Source organism: Candidatus Chlorohelix allophototropha, assembly GCF_030389965.1.
In the GTDB taxonomy this organism is placed as follows: domain Bacteria; phylum Chloroflexota; class Chloroflexia; order Chloroheliales; family Chloroheliaceae; genus Chlorohelix; species Chlorohelix allophototropha.
Genome location: NZ_CP128400.1, coordinates 2,309,791 through 2,325,771 on the forward strand (window position 1 = coordinate 2,309,791; position 15,981 = coordinate 2,325,771).

The 15,981-nt window shown below is 47.9% G+C and carries 16 protein-coding genes; 8 read left to right on the forward strand and 8 right to left on the reverse strand.

Features of this window, described 5'->3' with window-relative positions; all coding sequences use genetic code 11:
- Positions 1-21: 21 nt before the first annotated feature.
- The 8 genes from OZ401_RS22535 to glyA all read right to left on the reverse strand — a co-directional run bounded on the left by OZ401_RS22535 (position 22) and on the right by glyA (position 7,803).
- A complete protein-coding gene (locus OZ401_RS22535) occupies positions 22-708 on the reverse strand; it encodes a DsbA family protein (protein WP_341470780.1) in 687 nt (228 codons plus the stop codon).
- Between the two features lie 56 nt (positions 709-764).
- A complete protein-coding gene (locus OZ401_RS22540; RefSeq protein ID WP_341470781.1) occupies positions 765-1,463 on the reverse strand; it encodes a DsbA family oxidoreductase in 699 nt (232 codons plus the stop codon).
- A 107-nt stretch (positions 1,464-1,570) separates the two neighbouring features.
- Complete coding sequence (locus OZ401_RS22545; protein WP_341470782.1) at positions 1,571-2,353, reverse strand: response regulator; 783 nt, start codon at positions 2,351-2,353, stop codon at positions 1,571-1,573.
- Positions 2,354-2,520: 167 nt separating this feature from the next.
- Positions 2,521-4,266 carry a cytochrome b N-terminal domain-containing protein gene (locus OZ401_RS22550; RefSeq protein WP_341470783.1) on the reverse strand — a complete coding sequence of 582 codons (1,746 nt, stop codon included), beginning with the start codon at positions 4,264-4,266 and terminating at the stop codon, positions 2,521-2,523.
- A 75-nt stretch (positions 4,267-4,341) separates the two neighbouring features.
- On the reverse strand, positions 4,342-4,905 hold the full coding sequence (locus OZ401_RS22555; RefSeq protein ID WP_341470784.1) for a Rieske (2Fe-2S) protein: 564 nt from the start codon (positions 4,903-4,905) through the stop codon (positions 4,342-4,344).
- A 323-nt stretch (positions 4,906-5,228) separates the two neighbouring features.
- Entirely contained in the window at positions 5,229-5,864 is a 636-nt protein-coding gene (locus OZ401_RS22560) for a pyroglutamyl-peptidase I (protein WP_341470785.1), read from the reverse strand.
- A gap of 11 nt (positions 5,865-5,875) precedes the next feature.
- Positions 5,876-6,502 (reverse strand): uracil phosphoribosyltransferase, encoded by a 627-nt coding sequence (gene upp, locus OZ401_RS22565; RefSeq protein ID WP_341470786.1) that lies wholly within the window; start codon positions 6,500-6,502, stop codon positions 5,876-5,878.
- Between the two features lie 56 nt (positions 6,503-6,558).
- A complete protein-coding gene (gene glyA, locus OZ401_RS22570) occupies positions 6,559-7,803 on the reverse strand; it encodes a serine hydroxymethyltransferase (protein ID WP_341471848.1) in 1,245 nt (414 codons plus the stop codon).
- Positions 7,804-8,339: 536 nt separating this feature from the next.
- Between glyA and OZ401_RS22575 the strand changes: the two genes are divergently transcribed.
- The 8 genes from OZ401_RS22575 (at position 8,340) to minE (ending at position 15,966) form a co-directional block, all read left to right on the forward strand.
- The gene (locus tag OZ401_RS22575) at positions 8,340-9,413 is read left to right on the forward strand and encodes a rod shape-determining protein (RefSeq protein ID WP_341470787.1); all 1,074 of its coding nucleotides are present in this window, start codon (positions 8,340-8,342) and stop codon (positions 9,411-9,413) included.
- A 1-nt stretch (position 9,414) separates the two neighbouring features.
- A complete protein-coding gene (gene mreC / locus OZ401_RS22580; protein ID WP_341470788.1) occupies positions 9,415-10,293 on the forward strand; it encodes a rod shape-determining protein MreC in 879 nt (292 codons plus the stop codon).
- A 36-nt stretch (positions 10,294-10,329) separates the two neighbouring features.
- Complete coding sequence (gene mreD, locus OZ401_RS22585) at positions 10,330-10,809, forward strand: rod shape-determining protein MreD (protein WP_341470789.1); 480 nt, start codon at positions 10,330-10,332, stop codon at positions 10,807-10,809.
- Positions 10,810-10,812: 3 nt separating this feature from the next.
- Entirely contained in the window at positions 10,813-13,206 is a 2,394-nt protein-coding gene (locus OZ401_RS22590) for a penicillin-binding transpeptidase domain-containing protein (protein ID WP_341470790.1), read from the forward strand.
- 114 nt (positions 13,207-13,320) lie between these two features.
- Positions 13,321-14,052, forward strand: a complete 732-nt coding sequence (minC, locus tag OZ401_RS22595) for a septum site-determining protein MinC (RefSeq protein WP_341470791.1) — start codon at positions 13,321-13,323, stop codon at positions 14,050-14,052.
- An 88-nt stretch (positions 14,053-14,140) separates the two neighbouring features.
- Positions 14,141-14,443 (forward strand): hypothetical protein, encoded by a 303-nt coding sequence (locus tag OZ401_RS22600; protein ID WP_341470792.1) that lies wholly within the window; start codon positions 14,141-14,143, stop codon positions 14,441-14,443.
- Positions 14,444-14,553: 110 nt separating this feature from the next.
- Positions 14,554-15,351 carry a septum site-determining protein MinD gene (minD, locus tag OZ401_RS22605; RefSeq protein ID WP_341470793.1) on the forward strand — a complete coding sequence of 266 codons (798 nt, stop codon included), beginning with the start codon at positions 14,554-14,556 and terminating at the stop codon, positions 15,349-15,351.
- A 348-nt stretch (positions 15,352-15,699) separates the two neighbouring features.
- Positions 15,700-15,966: a cell division topological specificity factor MinE gene (gene minE / locus OZ401_RS22610; protein WP_341470794.1), complete on the forward strand. Its 267-nt coding sequence runs from the start codon at positions 15,700-15,702 to the stop codon at positions 15,964-15,966.
- Positions 15,967-15,981 lie beyond the last annotated feature (15 nt).

The following is a 15,981-nucleotide window of genomic DNA, read 5'->3' on the forward strand; positions in this document are numbered from 1 at the left end:
TTGAGGAAGGGGGCATAGCTTTTAATTAGCGTAGAGATTCTGGATGGTTTCTCTAAACTCTTCTTTTTCAGCAACGGTCATCACACGTTTGACTTCGAATACATTCCTATCAACCATTGCCAACATTTGGATGTGTTGGAATAGCGGCAACACTTTGTCATAGGCAGGGCGAGGCATAATTTGGACATATACGCCGTATCTTTCCTCAAAAACCACAGTGGATGAGCCAAACACTCCGTATTTTTCCACCCCGCCTGTATGGGATTCCTTGAGGGCAGCGGCAAGATAAGGGTCGCTACCGTTAAAAGCATCATTAACATTAACTTCGGCAGTTTGCGCTGCCTTCAAAATGGTGGCTTTATCCAGCGGTTGTTTTTCCTGATGATGTAGCTTTCCAAGCTCTAGGTAAAAAGCATTCAAGGCTCTTTGCCCGCCGGATTTTAAGGCTGCTGCACCCGCCAAAAATGCCAGTAAACCACTTGCGTTAGGGTCTTCTGGGGTAGTATCCCAGATATTCCAAGATTCATCTTTGCGATTCGCCTGTGCTAGAGAGAAGAAATAGAAGCGCAGGTCAACTAAATCGTCGCCCATTAACTCTACCACATCCCGCAACCACAGGGAGGTTTGGTAAGCAAAAGGGCATTGGAAGTCAAAATACAGGTCAATTTCTAGTTTACCGCTTGCATTGAGATCGAGGAAAGCAGACATTTAAAACCGCTCCTTTCATGCTAAGAGTTACACCTGATAGCTGAACCCTAATATCATTATTGAGGATTGCTGTTTCTAATATTAGAAAATGCCGATTTCATTCTTTCAATTACAGCCGCAGATTGAGGACGTTTTAACTCGTAAACTCCCTCATCGACCATTGTGGTTAACAAGATACGCTGAAAGACTTCAAGCGCCCGATCTGAGGAAGGCTTTGGCAATATTTTTACATACATTGCGTATTTTTCCTCAAAAACTATGGTGGGCACTCCGAAAGCGCCATATTTGATTACTGCTTCGGTATGGTCTTCTCTCAATAAATCGTACCCTGAAGTATCTATTCCGTCAAATACAGGTTGTAAGATAGCGGCATCTACTCCCGCCTTCAGGGCGGCTTCTAGGATGGTTTCAGACTGGTTTATGGCTTTGCCTTGTTCGTGGTGCAAGGCAGCCGCGGCAAGGAAGAATTTCCCAAGCATTGCGTTGCCCAATTGGTTTTTAACCGCTGCGGCAGCAAGGAAAAACCAGAGGCTTAAAGCTTCATCCGGCTTTTGTTCCCAGATATTCCAGCTTTCGTCCTTGCGATTGATCTGTTCGAGGGAGAAGAAACGCCATCTTAAATCCATATCCGCGCCATATACGTCCGCAACTTCTTGCATCCATAGTGCGCCTTGGAAAGCAAAGGGACATCTAACATCGAAGAAAAAATCCACTTCTAGTTTTCCGGTTTGATTTATATCAAATGGCTGGCTCAAAGAATCCTCCAAATCTATTTATAGGAATTGCAGATAAAAGACAAACTATATACGTAAAATATTCAAAATAGTAGCGAGCAAGTTAAGGTAGATTCAAAGAAAGTGGGTTACTGACGACCCAGAGGACCAGTACCTTTGCGCGCTTCGGTAGCCAGATGCTCTAGTTTCGTAGTGACTTCTAGCGCTTTCTTCAACTCATCTACCAGCAATTGCAGGCGCGGTAAAGACAGGCTACCATCGCGCAACCCGTTTTGAGATAGGTTGATGGCGCTGGTTAAGGGCGCTTCTAGTTCGTGCCAAATGGCTGAGGAGATTCGAGCTGCTAATTCGCGTTGGCGGTGTTGCAGAGTAACCCGTTGCGCCAACACTGCATTCTCTTTTTTTAGGTCAAGATAGCGTTTGTCCGCCCCCTCGATAAGCGCTTTATTTTCTTCCAGCTTTCGATTGAGCGTATCAAGCGCTTTTTTAACTTTGAGTAGGCTCTTGACGCGGGCTTGTAGCTCAGCCCGATTAACCGGCTTGGTGAGAAAGTCGTCCGCGCCACATTGTAGGGCAGCGGCGCGATCAATCGTACCGTGATATGCGGTAATGAGGATTACCGGGATATAGGGTAGGTGACTTCCTTGCTTGATATAGGTTATCAACCCCAACCCACCTATTCCGGGCATAACCAAGTCAGTTAATACTAGATCAGGATGTGGCTGTTCTTCGAGCAGCTTTATGGCATCTTGAGGGGTGTAGGCTTCGTTAGTTTGGTGTCCTTCAAGGGTCAAGACCGCCGACAAATAACCGGCAATATCCTTATCGTCATCCACCACGAGGATATTAGCTCTGGTATCTTCATCATTGTAGCTTCTAGGATCAATTAAGTGATTTTCGTTTGAACTCATCAATCCGTCTTTTGCATGTAATGACTGGGGATTTAACAGTGACTTTTATTGTAACCTTGAACCCGCATAATTTTGGACGCTGCTGTAATGATAGCAGAGCTTAAAATCATTTGCAATAAAAAAGAGCCTCCCAATCAATGAGAGGCTCAAAACTTTTACCGTGAAGCTTATTTCACTCGTATAGACGCGACGTAAGCTACCAGATTTTCCAGTTCCGCGTCGCTAATGGTGCTTACATCAAATGCAGGCATTAGATTTTTACCATTGCGAATATTGTTACGCACGTAAGCTGGGTCTCCGGCATTCGCGCTATTGGTAAGGTTGGGCTGTCCGGCTGGACCGGGTGCTTTACCCATGCTACTATGGCAGGTTTGGCAAACGGTGCGGAACAGTGCCGCGCCTTTTGTTGCATCACCGGTTGTGGCTGCTGTACCACCTGCTGCAGTTGTAGCGGTAGCGCCACCTGCCGCAGTTGTAACCGCCGCGGCCGTTGTAGCGGTAGCGCCACCTGCCGCAGTGGTTGTAGCTGCTGGCGTGGTTGTGGTTGTAGCTGCCGCAACAGGTTTAACTGCCGCATTCAGGTCATTGATTGCCAACACGGTAAGAACCACACAGGCAACCAAGAAGACCAACATGGACAATGAAGCGATAGGACGATTTAGTGGGCTGCGTTTGGTACCGCGATCCAGCACCGGAGCCAACAACAACAGTAGCAACAATATTGTCGGCACGATTATACCGCCTATCGCCTCTCCGGTTATCGTAAACAATCCCAGATTTAATTCGGGCGGGAATATCTTCAAGAACTGGAATAGGAACAGGAAGTACCATTCCGGCTGAGGAGCCATTTGAACTTGCTTGAGGCTGGCAATATCACTGGCTGTCAGCGTTACGTTGTTGCCTTTGAGGTCAACATACAAAGGCTGATTGGTTTTTGCATCCAGATAAGGTGTGCCATCGGGCGCTAAGTCCTGCTCAACTCTCACACCGGCGCTAGTTTCATAAACGGTGCTGGATTTACCTTCAAGGGTGCTGGTAGAGTTGTTAGGGTCTACCGGGTTAGAGTTCTCAAGGGGCCAAAAGATAGTGGCAAGCACAATCAACCCTACGATGGCTACTGAAGCTACCGCATCCTTGAAGATGATGTAAGGGAAGAAGGCGCGTCCGGCTTTCTTTTTCTTTACACTGCTAGTATCAAACAAGCTATCACTTGTTTTTTCGTTCAGAATAGGAGGCTGACCGCTGATGCCGATTTTAATTACAAGGAACATGTGGACGGCGATCAACAAGCCTGTCAGAACCGGTAGGAGCAAGACGTGTAAGGCATAGAACCTTGTGAGGGTTGCTGCACCAAGAGATGGGCCACCTTTAAGGATAGTTTCCACCGCTGGGCCTAGAACCGGGGCAGCGCCACCGATTTTAACGCCCACTTGAGTAGCCCAATACGCGCGGTTATCCCAAGGTAGTAGGTATCCGGTGAAGGAAAAGCCTAGAACCATTAAGAGGATACCAACGCCGATGAACCAAGTTAGTTCGCGTGGGTATTTGTAGGAACCCATGAAGAAGACACGTACCATATGGATCATTACGACAATGACCATCATGTTCGCGCCCCAACGGTGGAAGCCGCGCATCCAATCCCCAAAAGGAATTGTGTTGGTAATGTGACGCACGCTTTCCAGCGCTTCGTTGCTGAGAACTCCGTCCGGGCGCAGCACCGACGCGGTGGAAGGAGTGTAGCCCATGCCGAGGAAAATACCCGAAACTACCTGAATTAGGAAAATCGTTAAGCTGGCGCTACCAAAGGTAAACCACCAATTTACACTCTTGGGGATGCGTCGGTAAAGCACGTAATCAACGGCGGGCTTTATACCGGTACGCTCGTCTACCCATTCATAGACTCGGTTTGCCATTGCCAATTTTTCCTTCTAGCCTATAGCTGTGTGTGATGCGAGTTGTTTTGAGCAGTTAACAGACAACCCACGTGATTATGCTTTACGCTCGACACTTTTGAAGACGTTGATTTTAATCTCTCCGGCTTCGATTTTTACCTCGTACTTATCCAGCGGGCGGGGAGCAGGTCCTGCGGTTCGGAAGCCGTCCTGGTCATATTGGCTACCGTGACAACTGCAAAACAGGTCTTTCTGGGCAGCCCGATAACTCACGGGACAACCTGCGTGCGTACACATTGAGCTTAGTACCAAAAAATCTTCTGCGTTGGCGGCATTGCTCTTTGTAGCGCGAATAAATACTTTTCGGGTGATGGTGGCGGGCTTGAATGAATCGGTGTACGCTATATCCCTTAGCAATTTCTCTTTGATTTCCAGTTGGTTGGCAAAATCTGTCACCTTACCCACCGACACGAACACATCTGCACTTTCTGAAGAAGTAGCCGGAGCAATGAAGTAACCCACTGCCGGAACTGCAATTACTGCAGTTACCCCCGCGCCTACCGCGTAGATACCCCATCGTAGGAAAGTGCGACGGGATGGTGTAGGGTCGCTCTCCGCGGTATCGAAATCCATTATTTTTTTGTCTTGCGTCAGAGCCATTTGTGGTCTCCCCGTAGTGAACTGTAAATTTTATGGGTTGAGCAGAACCGCATACATTGAACCTAATGCCAACACCCCAGAAACTGCTTGAAACAGGTCCGGCTTAGCTCATACCCGCACTCGGTAGCTAATCATTTACACACTTAAACAGGCTGAAATTGCAACAGTAGCAAAGTTGCGATTAAGCTAGCATAACCCTTGTAAGGGTTTTTTGTCAACATTGTATAAATTATAATCCTCATGATGAGATGCGGGCAAGTTGAACCTTTGCGCTGATAGAGTCTGTTGTGTTAACAATGTATAGTAAATTAATTCACATAATATCATTTTTCGAGAAAGGCTGCAACGCAGCTTAAAGCATGGCTTATTCCGGCAAGTTGCGTTTCAAAATTCATGCTTGGTTGGTGTGCCCCAGTTGTTCCGGTTACCATTTCCGGTAGCGCCGGGAGATGTATAAATCCAGCCCTTGTAATATGACGGTGCGTAGTGGCGTAGTGCAGGCTAGTGTATAGCATCTGGTTGCACAGGTATAAACCTGCGCTTTCGGACAGGTAACAAGGGATACCGACACTGTGCAATTCTTTCTCGATGGCGCGTAAAGGTAAGGTTGAAAAGTACGCTGCTTGCCCATTCTCAATAATAGGGCGGTCGTAGCAGCCGTTTCCGGCGTTATCTGCTTTAAAATCTAGCAGGTTTATTCCTATTCTCTCAAGGCTAATGGCTGTTCGACCAACCGCCAAGCCTAACCCGATTACGGCTTTCGGTTGTATCTTTTCGAGCAAACTATATAGCCGAACGGGCATTTGGGCGCAATCAACCGGTAATTCAGCCCCGGTTATGGTGAAGCCTGAAAACTCGCTGCCGTCCAAAGCTTGCGCTAACAAGCCGGAAGGGTTTTTATCCATTCCGCCGAAAGGCTCGAATCCGGTTAGTAGTATTCGCCCTGAAGCCTTAGCCATTATTTCTCTCGCTAGACTGTACCGAATTGCCGATCTCCGGCATCGCCAAGACCCGGTACTATGTAGCCAAGCTCATTAAGATGGTCGTCTAATGCGGCAAGGTAAATAGGTACATCGGGGTGGGCAGCGTGTAGCGCCTGCACGCCTTCGGGTGCGCCTATCAGCCCCATATATTTAATTTTTCGCGCTCCCCATTCTTTTAGAATAGAGATGGTTGCAACCGCTGAACCTCCGGTAGCCAACATGGGGTCGAGTACCAAACACAATTCGGTAGGACTGTTAGCGGGCAGCTTGTTGTAATATTGCACGGGCTGTAGCGTATCGTGGTCGCGATACAAGCCGATATGCCAAACCTGTGCGCTTGGTATCAACGCCAGCATTGCCCCAACCATTCCTAAGCCGCTTCTCAAGACCGGAACCAAGCCGATTACGGTTGCCAGTTCACGACTTGGGGTGTCTTCCAAGGGGGTGGTAACTATAACTTCCCGCGTGGGTAAATCAGCGGAAGCTTCGTAGGCTAGCAGCATGGTTATTTCGTAAATCACTTCCCGGAAGCGTTTAGGTTCGGTGTTAACGTCTCGAAGGATAGTCAATTTGTGTTGGACTAAGGGATGAGACGATACAAATAATCCATCCATTGCACAAAATCCTGTAAAAAAGGGCGAACTACTCGTTCGCCCTAGCCATTCATAGATTAGTCGATACCCGGCACAGGGAACCTTTTTACTACTGCTGCCACCCGATTGCGGGCTTCTTCGTAGGCGGTTTCGCTGTCGAGGTTCTTGAGGGTGAAGGCAATAATTCGCCCGATTTCCTCGGTTTCGCTCTCTCCAAACCCGCGAGTGGTGGTGGCGGGTGTACCGACACGGATACCGCTGGTTACAAAAGGCGATTTGGGGTCAAAAGGAATCGTGTTCTTGTTAACGGTGATGTTTACTTCGTCCAACGCCAATTGCGCCTTCTTGCCCGTTACATCAACCGGACGCAGATCGACCATCATCAAGTGGTTGTCGGTTCCGCCGCTAACAATGCGCAAGCCTTCATCTTGAAGTGTCGCCGCCATCTTTTGGGCGTTCTTGATAACATTTTCGCCGTAAACGCGGAATTCAGGCTGTAGCGCCTCTTTGAAGGCTACCGCTTTGGCGGCGATAACGTGCATCAAAGGGCCACCTTGCATACCCGGAAATACGGTTTTATCTATTTGCTCTCCTAACGCCGGGTCAGAGGAAAGTACCATGCCCCCGCGTGGTCCTCGCAGGGTTTTGTGGGTAGTGGTAGTGACCACATGCGAGTAAGGAATCGGGCTAGGATGCAAGCCAACCGCTACCAAACCGGCGATATGCGCCATATCTACGATTAGGTATGCGCCCACGCTATCGGCAATTTCGCGGAAACGCTTGAAGTCAATAGTACGGGCGTAGGCGCTTGCTCCGGCAATAATCGCGCGTGGTTTGTGTTCTTCCGCCAGTTTCGCCAATTCCTCGTAATCAATTGCTTCGGTTTCTTTATTAACACCGTAGGGGATAACATTGTAAAGCTTGCCACTAAAGTTGACCGGAGAACCGTGTGTGAGGTGTCCACCTTGTGAAAGGTTCATACCCATAATGGTATCGCCCGGTTTCAGGAGCGTGAAATATACCGCCATGTTTGCCTGTGCGCCGCTATGAGGCTGCACATTAACCCATGCGGCATCGAAAAGCTTTTTGGCGCGTTCGATTGCAAGGTTTTCGGCTAAGTCCACATACTCGCAACCGCCATAGTAACGCTTGGCAGGATAACCCTCGGCGTACTTGTTGGTCAGTACCGAGCCTTGCGCTTCTAGAACTGCACGGCTGGTGTAATTCTCGCTGGCAATTAGCTCGACTTTGTCCTTCTGACGAGCTTCTTCTTTCTTAATAGCATCAAAGATTTCAGGGTCAAATCTCTCAAGCGATTCCATTTCCTTCATGGCGGCTTTGACGATTTTCTCAGCAGCAGAATTTAACGTCACTCTGCTTCTCCTTTCTCAATTTTGACGCATCCCATGCGCCTTTTTCACGGAAGCGAGCAGTTCTGTAGTGGCATGGCAGTTTTTGTGTAAGATTGAGGTGTTTAACTATGGCGAACCGACCCTTCCCGGTCTTCCTCCCCAGGAGACAATTTTTAGTATATTCTTTTTTTAGGACACTCGCAACCGTTTATTTTTTCTTGCTCAGAGCGGGTTCTAAGAATGAGATTGCTGCCTACCGGATGGTTCTCAAAGCGGTTTGGGTAAGGGCGTGGGATAGTATATTTTGCGGTTCTTTTGTTGGATTTTAGAGGGATAACCAAAACCTTACCGGGGGTTAATAGCCCTATACACCCTGAAAATGAGGATAGCAGATTTTCTCTCCAAGTGTATTTATGCTATAATCAACACTTAGCGAACCAATATATACCTGTTGTCAGGTACAATATTCAGTAGTTTTGGGACGCTTTATCTTAGGAGATTGTTTGATGTGGAATTTACCGAACTTATTGTTCGGATTGTTTAGCCGGGATCTCGGTATAGATCTAGGTACTGCAAATACGTTAGTGCATGTGCGCGGCAAGGGTATCGTAATATCAGAACCCAGCTACGTAGCAATTGACAAAAAAACTAAAGAAGTAAAAGCGGTGGGCGCGGATGCTAAAGCAATGGCAGGTAAAACACCTGCCAGTATTATCGCAATTCGCCCTCTCCGCGATGGTGTTATCGCAGATTTCGATGTGGTCGAGCAAATGCTCCATGAATTTATTCGAAAGGTGCATACCCAAACAGTAGTAGGACCTCGCCCTCGTGTGGTAGTGGGTATTCCCAGTGGTGTAACTGAAGTAGAGAAACGCGCTGCGCGTGAAGCCTCCTTAAATGCAGGGGCGCGTGAAGCTTACGTGGTGGAAGAACCAATGGCAGCGGCTATCGGGGCAGGTTTGCCGGTAAATGAACCCATCGGTAGCATGATTGTGGACATCGGCGGTGGTACAACCGAAGTGGCGGTAATTTCGCTTGGCGGTATCGTCATCAACCACTCATTGCGTACTGCCGGAGACGAGATTGACGAAGCCATTATTCAGTATGCCCGCCGTGAGCATAACCTTGTAATCGGTGAGCGCACCGCAGAATCTGCCAAAATTGCCTGTGGTAGCGCCTATCCTTTGGATTTGGAGTTGCGTTTTACCTTACGCGGTCGCGATGTGCTTACCGGCTTACCAAAAGCAGTCGAGTTGAGCAGCGTGGAATTGCGTGAAGCAATTGCAGGACCTGTAAATAGCATCGTTGAAACCGTGAAGCTGGCGTTGGAAGAAACCCCTCCGGAACTTGTCGCGGATATTATGGAACGTGGCATTACGCTGGCAGGTGGTGGCGCTTTGTTGCTTGGTCTGGACAGGCGTTTACAAATGGAAACTAAAATGCCTGTTTACGTGGCAGATGACCCTTTAACCTGTGTAGTGCGCGGAACCGGTATTATGGTGGAAAGCCTTGAAGATGAAAAATACCGCCGTATTATCGCCGCCAGCCAGGAAGGTCGTCGCCTGAAGTACTCACGATAGTATGCTTCGTAAGCTACGGGCTGATGTTCAGGTTCGGTTTATTTTCTTCGGCGTATTGTTGGTTGCCTCCAGCCTATTGATGGTACTCGACCGAGTCGGCTTTTTGCGTCCGGTCGAGCAAGTTATTACCGCCCTAACCTCTCCAATTGAACAGGGCGCATATAACCTTGGGCACAACCTCTCAGACCTTTCGACTTTCTTAAAAGACCTCAATGCTCTGAAAGAAGAAAATAGTCAATTGCGTCAGCAGTTACAGACAGTCCAAGAGGATCGCGCTAAGGCTGCTGATTTGGCAAGCCAGCTTTTGGAACTAGAAAAAGAACTTGCCTTCAAGAGCAATCCCGAAAACAAACGCTTCCAGACTGTCAGTGCCGATGTAATTAACCGCGACCTCACCGGCAATAATCAGGCGATTCAAATCAATAAAGGCTCAAACGACAATATTACTAAAGGTATGCCGGTAGTAGATGTCTCCGGGTTTTTGGTTGGGCGGGTGGAAAAGGTCGAAACGAAACGCTCTACGGTATTGCTCATTACCGATACCGGTATGGCTGCCAATGTTTATAACAAACGTTTCGGACAGAATGGCAAACAGCTTACTATTAGTAAGAATGCCGATGGTACTGCGGTAGGACAATGGCAGCGCGGTGGGCGTATCACGATTTTCAGAATCAGTAAGGATGCTGATATTAAACCGGGCGACTACATTTTTACCGATGGTAAGGGCGCGACCTTCCCTGCCGATATTTTGGTCGGTTTCGTAACCGATGTGATAACTTCCGATAGCGCCCCGGATAAAGAAGCGGTGCTTGCGCCTTCCTCGGATATTGAGCGTATTCAACGTGTGCAGGTTATACTCGGCACAAATGAGACTAATTAAGGGGAATCAGCCGTTAACCCGTATATAGCCGCCATCTTGATATTCGTTTTTGTGCTAGTTCAGGCACATTTTTTGCCCGGTTTGTTGCCGGCTCAAAATGACCTACTCCCCGACCTCTCGTTGTTGTTGGCGATTAGCTGGGGGTTGTTGCTGGAATGGACATGGGCGTTACCGTTAGCATTCTTTACCGGGCTGGCGCTTGATATAAGCTCGGCTTCGTTGCTGCCCATCGGAATGCAGGCGTTGTTATTCAGCATCGTAATATTATTTGTAACTCTGGTCAGCCAAGATTTTATTCATTCTAGCGCGTTAAGGGCTGTAACAGTTAGCCTATTTGCGGCTTTGGGCTATCGGATAATGCTATTGCTGGCAGGTCAGTTACTAGGTTATAATACTTTTCAGGTACAAAACTTTACACAGGTGGTTCTTCCGGTTTCGTTTATTGATGCGGCTATTATGTTGGGCATCTTTGTGATTGTGCGTCGCTTGAGCAAATATGGCGCATCGCGAGAATGAAGTATGGTTTTACGGCTAGACGAAGACAACCTAACCAGAGATAACGAACGCGAAGAAGATAATTCATCCCGTAAAAAAGTTGGCAAAGCCTTACTGATGAGCCGAGTTAATTTTTTGCGGGTGGCGCTTATGGGTGGCTTTACCGTATTGGGCTGGAAGCTTTGGGATTTACAGGTTAACACCCCCCCAGAAGAACGCCAGCTTGCAACCCGTACTCAGGTTCGAGATATTACAATCAAACCACCTCGCGGTGTTATTTATGACCGCTTTGGCAACCCACTAGTTCGTAATAACCCAACTTATTCCGTAACAATTACCCGCGCCGGTCTTCCGCCCCGTCTAAGTGATAAAGAGATACAGGCGATGATTAAAGCCGGGAAAAAAGTGGTTGACCCGCGCCAAGAAGTTTATGATAACCTTGCCCGCTTCCTCGGTATGACTTATGTAATTGGTTGTATCCCCGATCAAATCCTTGATTCCTCCCGGCGCAATGAAACGCTGAATATTCTCGAACCATATCTTCGAATTTCAGCACAAGATATTGAAAAGAAATTATATCTGCGCAAAGCTCAGAAACTTGCCACCAGCTTTATGTCGTTGTTGGAGAAAATCCCGCTGGCTGATTACGACCGCTATTTGCCTTTGCGCGATATGCCCGGTGTATATTTTCTAAGTCAGGGTGAGCGGTTAGTGCTGGAAGCCGAATTCCGTACCGCCGATTTTGAACCGGTGGTAGTGTGGTCTAGTATCAGCCGTGAAGACGCGAATATTCTGGATGAGAAACGCTTGGACTTGCCGGGTGTAGGCATTTTGCAAGGTTACGTGCGCCAATATGAGCGTCCCGATTTGTTATCGCACTTGTTGGGTTATACGGGCGTGTTGCAGGATAATGATGAATTGGATCGCTATAATCGCAAAGCTTCCGGCAACCAACCCGCAGTTTATCCTGATGGTACAGTACCGCGCAAGGTTTATAGCATAGATGACCAAGTTGGCAGGCAGGGTATTGAGGCATCTATGGAAGAATTCCTGCGGGGCGAAAAGGGCGGGCGCGCCGTTCAAGTCGATAACGCGGGTAACATAGTTCAAACCCTAGCCGGAAGCGAACAGAAGGCTGTACCGGGGCATAGTGTCTATCTTGCAATAGATCCGAATATACAGGCGGCGGCTACCAAAGCAATTCTCGAAGAGATTGCGGCTGCTAGCGCGAAAAAACAAGCCAGTAGCCTTACCGGCGCATCTGTAGTGTTGGATGTGGAGACAGGCGAAGTGCTGGCACTCGTTTCTATACCCACCTACAATAACAACTTGTTCCGCCCTAATCTCACTACGGCTGAAGACAATGAACTGGCAACTCAGCTAACCGATAAACGCAACCCCTTAATCAATCGCTCTATTCAAGGGGTGTATTCACCGGGATCAACCTTTAAACTTATCACTTCGTTGGCAGGTTTGAACGAGAACTCTATTAATCTTAGCACGACCTTTGATTGTACCCAATATATCTGGATTCCCAGCAACGTTGGGGATGGGACAAGCCGCGACAAATTTAAGTGTTGGGGTAAGCACGGTAGTGTGAACATAGAAAGCGCAATTACTCAATCCTGCGATATTTTCTTTTATAACGTGGCTCAAAACGCCAGTAAAGACGCAGTTACCGGTAAGCAGTTGGCTTATTACACCGCCCCGGACTCCAAAGACCCGATAGCTTTCAAGGGAATGGGCATTACCAAACTGCAAAAATATATGGATATGTTCGGACTGGGAAAACAGACCGGCATCGAACTGCCAGATGAATATCCCGGCTTGCTCCAGACTCCCGAAACTTTCCCCAAAGACCATCAGGGCAACCAGTGGTCGTTGGGTGATACCATTACCACTGCTATCGGGCAAAACGATACTCAGATGACACCGCTTCAGGTTTGCCTAATGACCGCAACCATCGCAAACGGTGGTACTCTAATCAGACCGCGCCTTGTTAAGCGGGTGTTGGATAATGCCGGAAATGAGGTTGTAAAAGATGAGCGTTTCATCATGTCGGTGCTGGAAGTATCACAAACCCACCTGAACACGGTCAAGCGTGGTATGCGCAAAGTAGTGCTGCCGGGGGGTACTGCCGAAAGCCAGATGGCAAATCAAATGGGTAACCTCACTGTGGCAGGTAAAACCGGTACGGCGGAATATGGCGAATCTTACGGTCAAGATGCATCTGGCAACCTATTGTTCCCTACTTTGGCGTGGTTTACCTGCTTTGCACCCTATGAGAAACCTCGCTACGCTGTAACCACACTTATTACCACCGCTGAAAACCAGATTGAAGGTTCAACCTTTGCAGTGCCTGCTGCTAAAAAAATATTACAAGCTTTATTCCCCAAAGAAACCGGGGTAAAAGCTTGACGGGACTTGCCGGGACTCCAGTTCATGCGGTTTAGAAAATAGCCCACAGTATCTCGCTCGGCTTTGTACCGTTTTTGAAGTTGCCTTACTGTGGTTGATATTATGAGGTGAAATATGGCACCCGGCAGCGATAAAAAAAATACCGCCGTAACGATTAAAGGTAATGCTGGCGGCTTGCTGGTTAGATTTCTGGATGATGAAGAATATCACTTTTCCCAACTGCTGAATGAGTTTGAAGCTAGGTTAAAGCAATCGGGAAAATTCTTTTTACGCGCCAACACCTCTGTTGATTTGGGTAGGCGAGAGCTTGACCAATCGGATTTGGAACTATTGCAGGGCTTGATGGCACGTTACGAAATAAAGTTGGAGAAAATAATCAGCGGTTCTAATGCCACCCGCAGTGTGGCGCGTCACGTTGGGATAGAATATGTTCTGCCCAACCGCGAAAATACTCGCTTACCGCTCCAAACTAGCCGTGAAACCACCGGCGCGTCCTTTGATAATGCCGAAGCTTTGTTTGTACGGCGCACCTTGCGCAGCGGGCAACTTCTCAAGCATCACGGTGATATTTGCCTACTGGGGGATTTAAATCCGGGCGCACAGATTACGGCAGGCGGAAACGTTATTGTTTGGGGCACGGTGCACGGCGTGATTGAAGCCGGGCTTGACGCTTCTCCTGAGCAGGAAACAGTAGTTTGCGCATTGCAACTAACCCCAACTTTGTTGCGTATTGGTGAGGTGGTAGCGCGCGCACCTGAAACACGCTCTCGAAACTATCATCCAGAAATTGCCAGAGTCAGCAACGGTTCGATTGTAATTGAGCAATGGAAGCCGCCTCGAAAATGAAAGGTAACTACTCAGCCCTTGAGACGAATTAACGAAAAGGGGTGCAGTAACAAGGGGCTTATGAACTTTAAGAAATTAATCCCTAAATATGGGAGATTTCCGAAGGGCGGTTCTCGAACCGCTACAAATCGGTTCTCATGAGATTTGGTTCGTAGGGGCGCATCGGGATGCGCCCGCGTTGGATAGGTTTAATTTGAGGGATTCAGGCAGGGCGGTTCGCCTGCGCCCCGTAGAGGGTGCGAACCGCCCACCTGTCCCCCGGATGGGGGATACAAAAACGATTTTCTTAACGTTTGGGCGAAAGTTGAAAATGGAAATACCGACCTTGCAACAGCTTGGACTAGTTACACTGAAAATTGACAAAATCAGAACATGGGTACAAAATAGTTAGCTAACTTGAAAAATTGCATTAACGAATTTTAAATTGAAGGTGAAATGCAATCAAGGCGCATATCTTGTAACCAATATGTAGCCATACTCTACAGGGGAAAGATATAATTTATGCCGGGTAAGGTTATCACAATCACCAGCGGCAAAGGTGGCGTAGGGAAAACTACTACCACTGCCAATCTAGGGATGTCGCTGGCGCAATTTGGCAAGAAAGTAGCAGTGGTAGATGCCGATATCGGTTTGCGAAACTTAGATGTGGTTCTTGGTTTGGAAAACCGGATTGTTTATGACCTTGTAGATGTAGTGGAAGGTCGCGCTCGCTTACGACAGGCGTTGATAAAAGATAAACACACCAACAATCTGTGTTTGTTACCTGCCGCCCAGACTCGCGACAAAAACGCGGTTAGCCCCGCTCAGATGGCAGATTTATGTCGGCAACTTGCCCTAGAATTTGACTATGTGTTGGTAGATAGCCCGGCAGGGATTGAGCAAGGCTTCAGGAATGCAATTGCGGGCGCAGATGGTATTTTGATTGTCACTGTACCGGAAGTATCTGCCGTTCGCGATGCCGATCGCATTATCGGTTTAGTTGAAGCTGCCGAACTCCCCACGCCTGAGTTGATTGTCAATCGACTGAAACCGGCGATGGTGAAGCGCGGTGATATGATGAGCGTAGAAGATGTGAAGGAAATTTTGGCTGTGCCTGTAATCGGCATTGTGCCAGAAGATGAGTCAGTGGTGATTTCTACAAACCGCGGTGAAGCGGTAATCTTCGATAATACCTCCAGAGCGGGCAAAGCTTTTCAGAACATCGCGCGGCGTTTGATGGGTGAAAGCGTGCCGTTTTTAAGTATAGAAGAGCCAAAACAAGGCTTGCTATACCGAATCTTTGGTGGTGACAAAAGATAAAATTTTTTGTAGCTACTCAGCCTTTGAGACGAATTAACGCCTGTGCCGCGCCTGTGCCCCGTATGGGGTATATGGGGTGCAGGGGATTTCCCTGCCGGGGTCATAGGGGTGTCCCCTATAACTCCTCCCGCTCTCCTTTCCCCCTTGAGGGGGTGAGGGGGTGAATAGGTACAATTTTTATTTATTCAATGGGTACTTTTGGTTTATTATAAAGGGATATTGTTGTTTTAAATATAGTTTGGGTTTATACTAAGTAAAATCTGCTGCAAACGTTGAGAGAAAGATTCAACATTATCCCTGCTAAAAGTTTTCCTAGCGTTGCCCGAAAATATTGCCGGGAGGTATCCAATGGGGCTTTTTGATAAATTGCTTGGTAGGAACATTGGCGGTAAACCTGCCAAAAGCTCTACCGTTGCTAAAGACCGCCTCCAACTTGCCCTAATCTCGGATAGAATCAAAGTAACTCCAGAACAGATGGAACTCATCAAAGAAGAAATCGTATCTGTTATCAGCCGTCATTTTGATATTGATCGGGAAGCAATGGAAATTACATGGGGCGACAAACACGATAAACTAGTGGCTAACATTCCGGTGCGTCGTTCAAGAATGCTATGAGTAATGGGGTTCTGT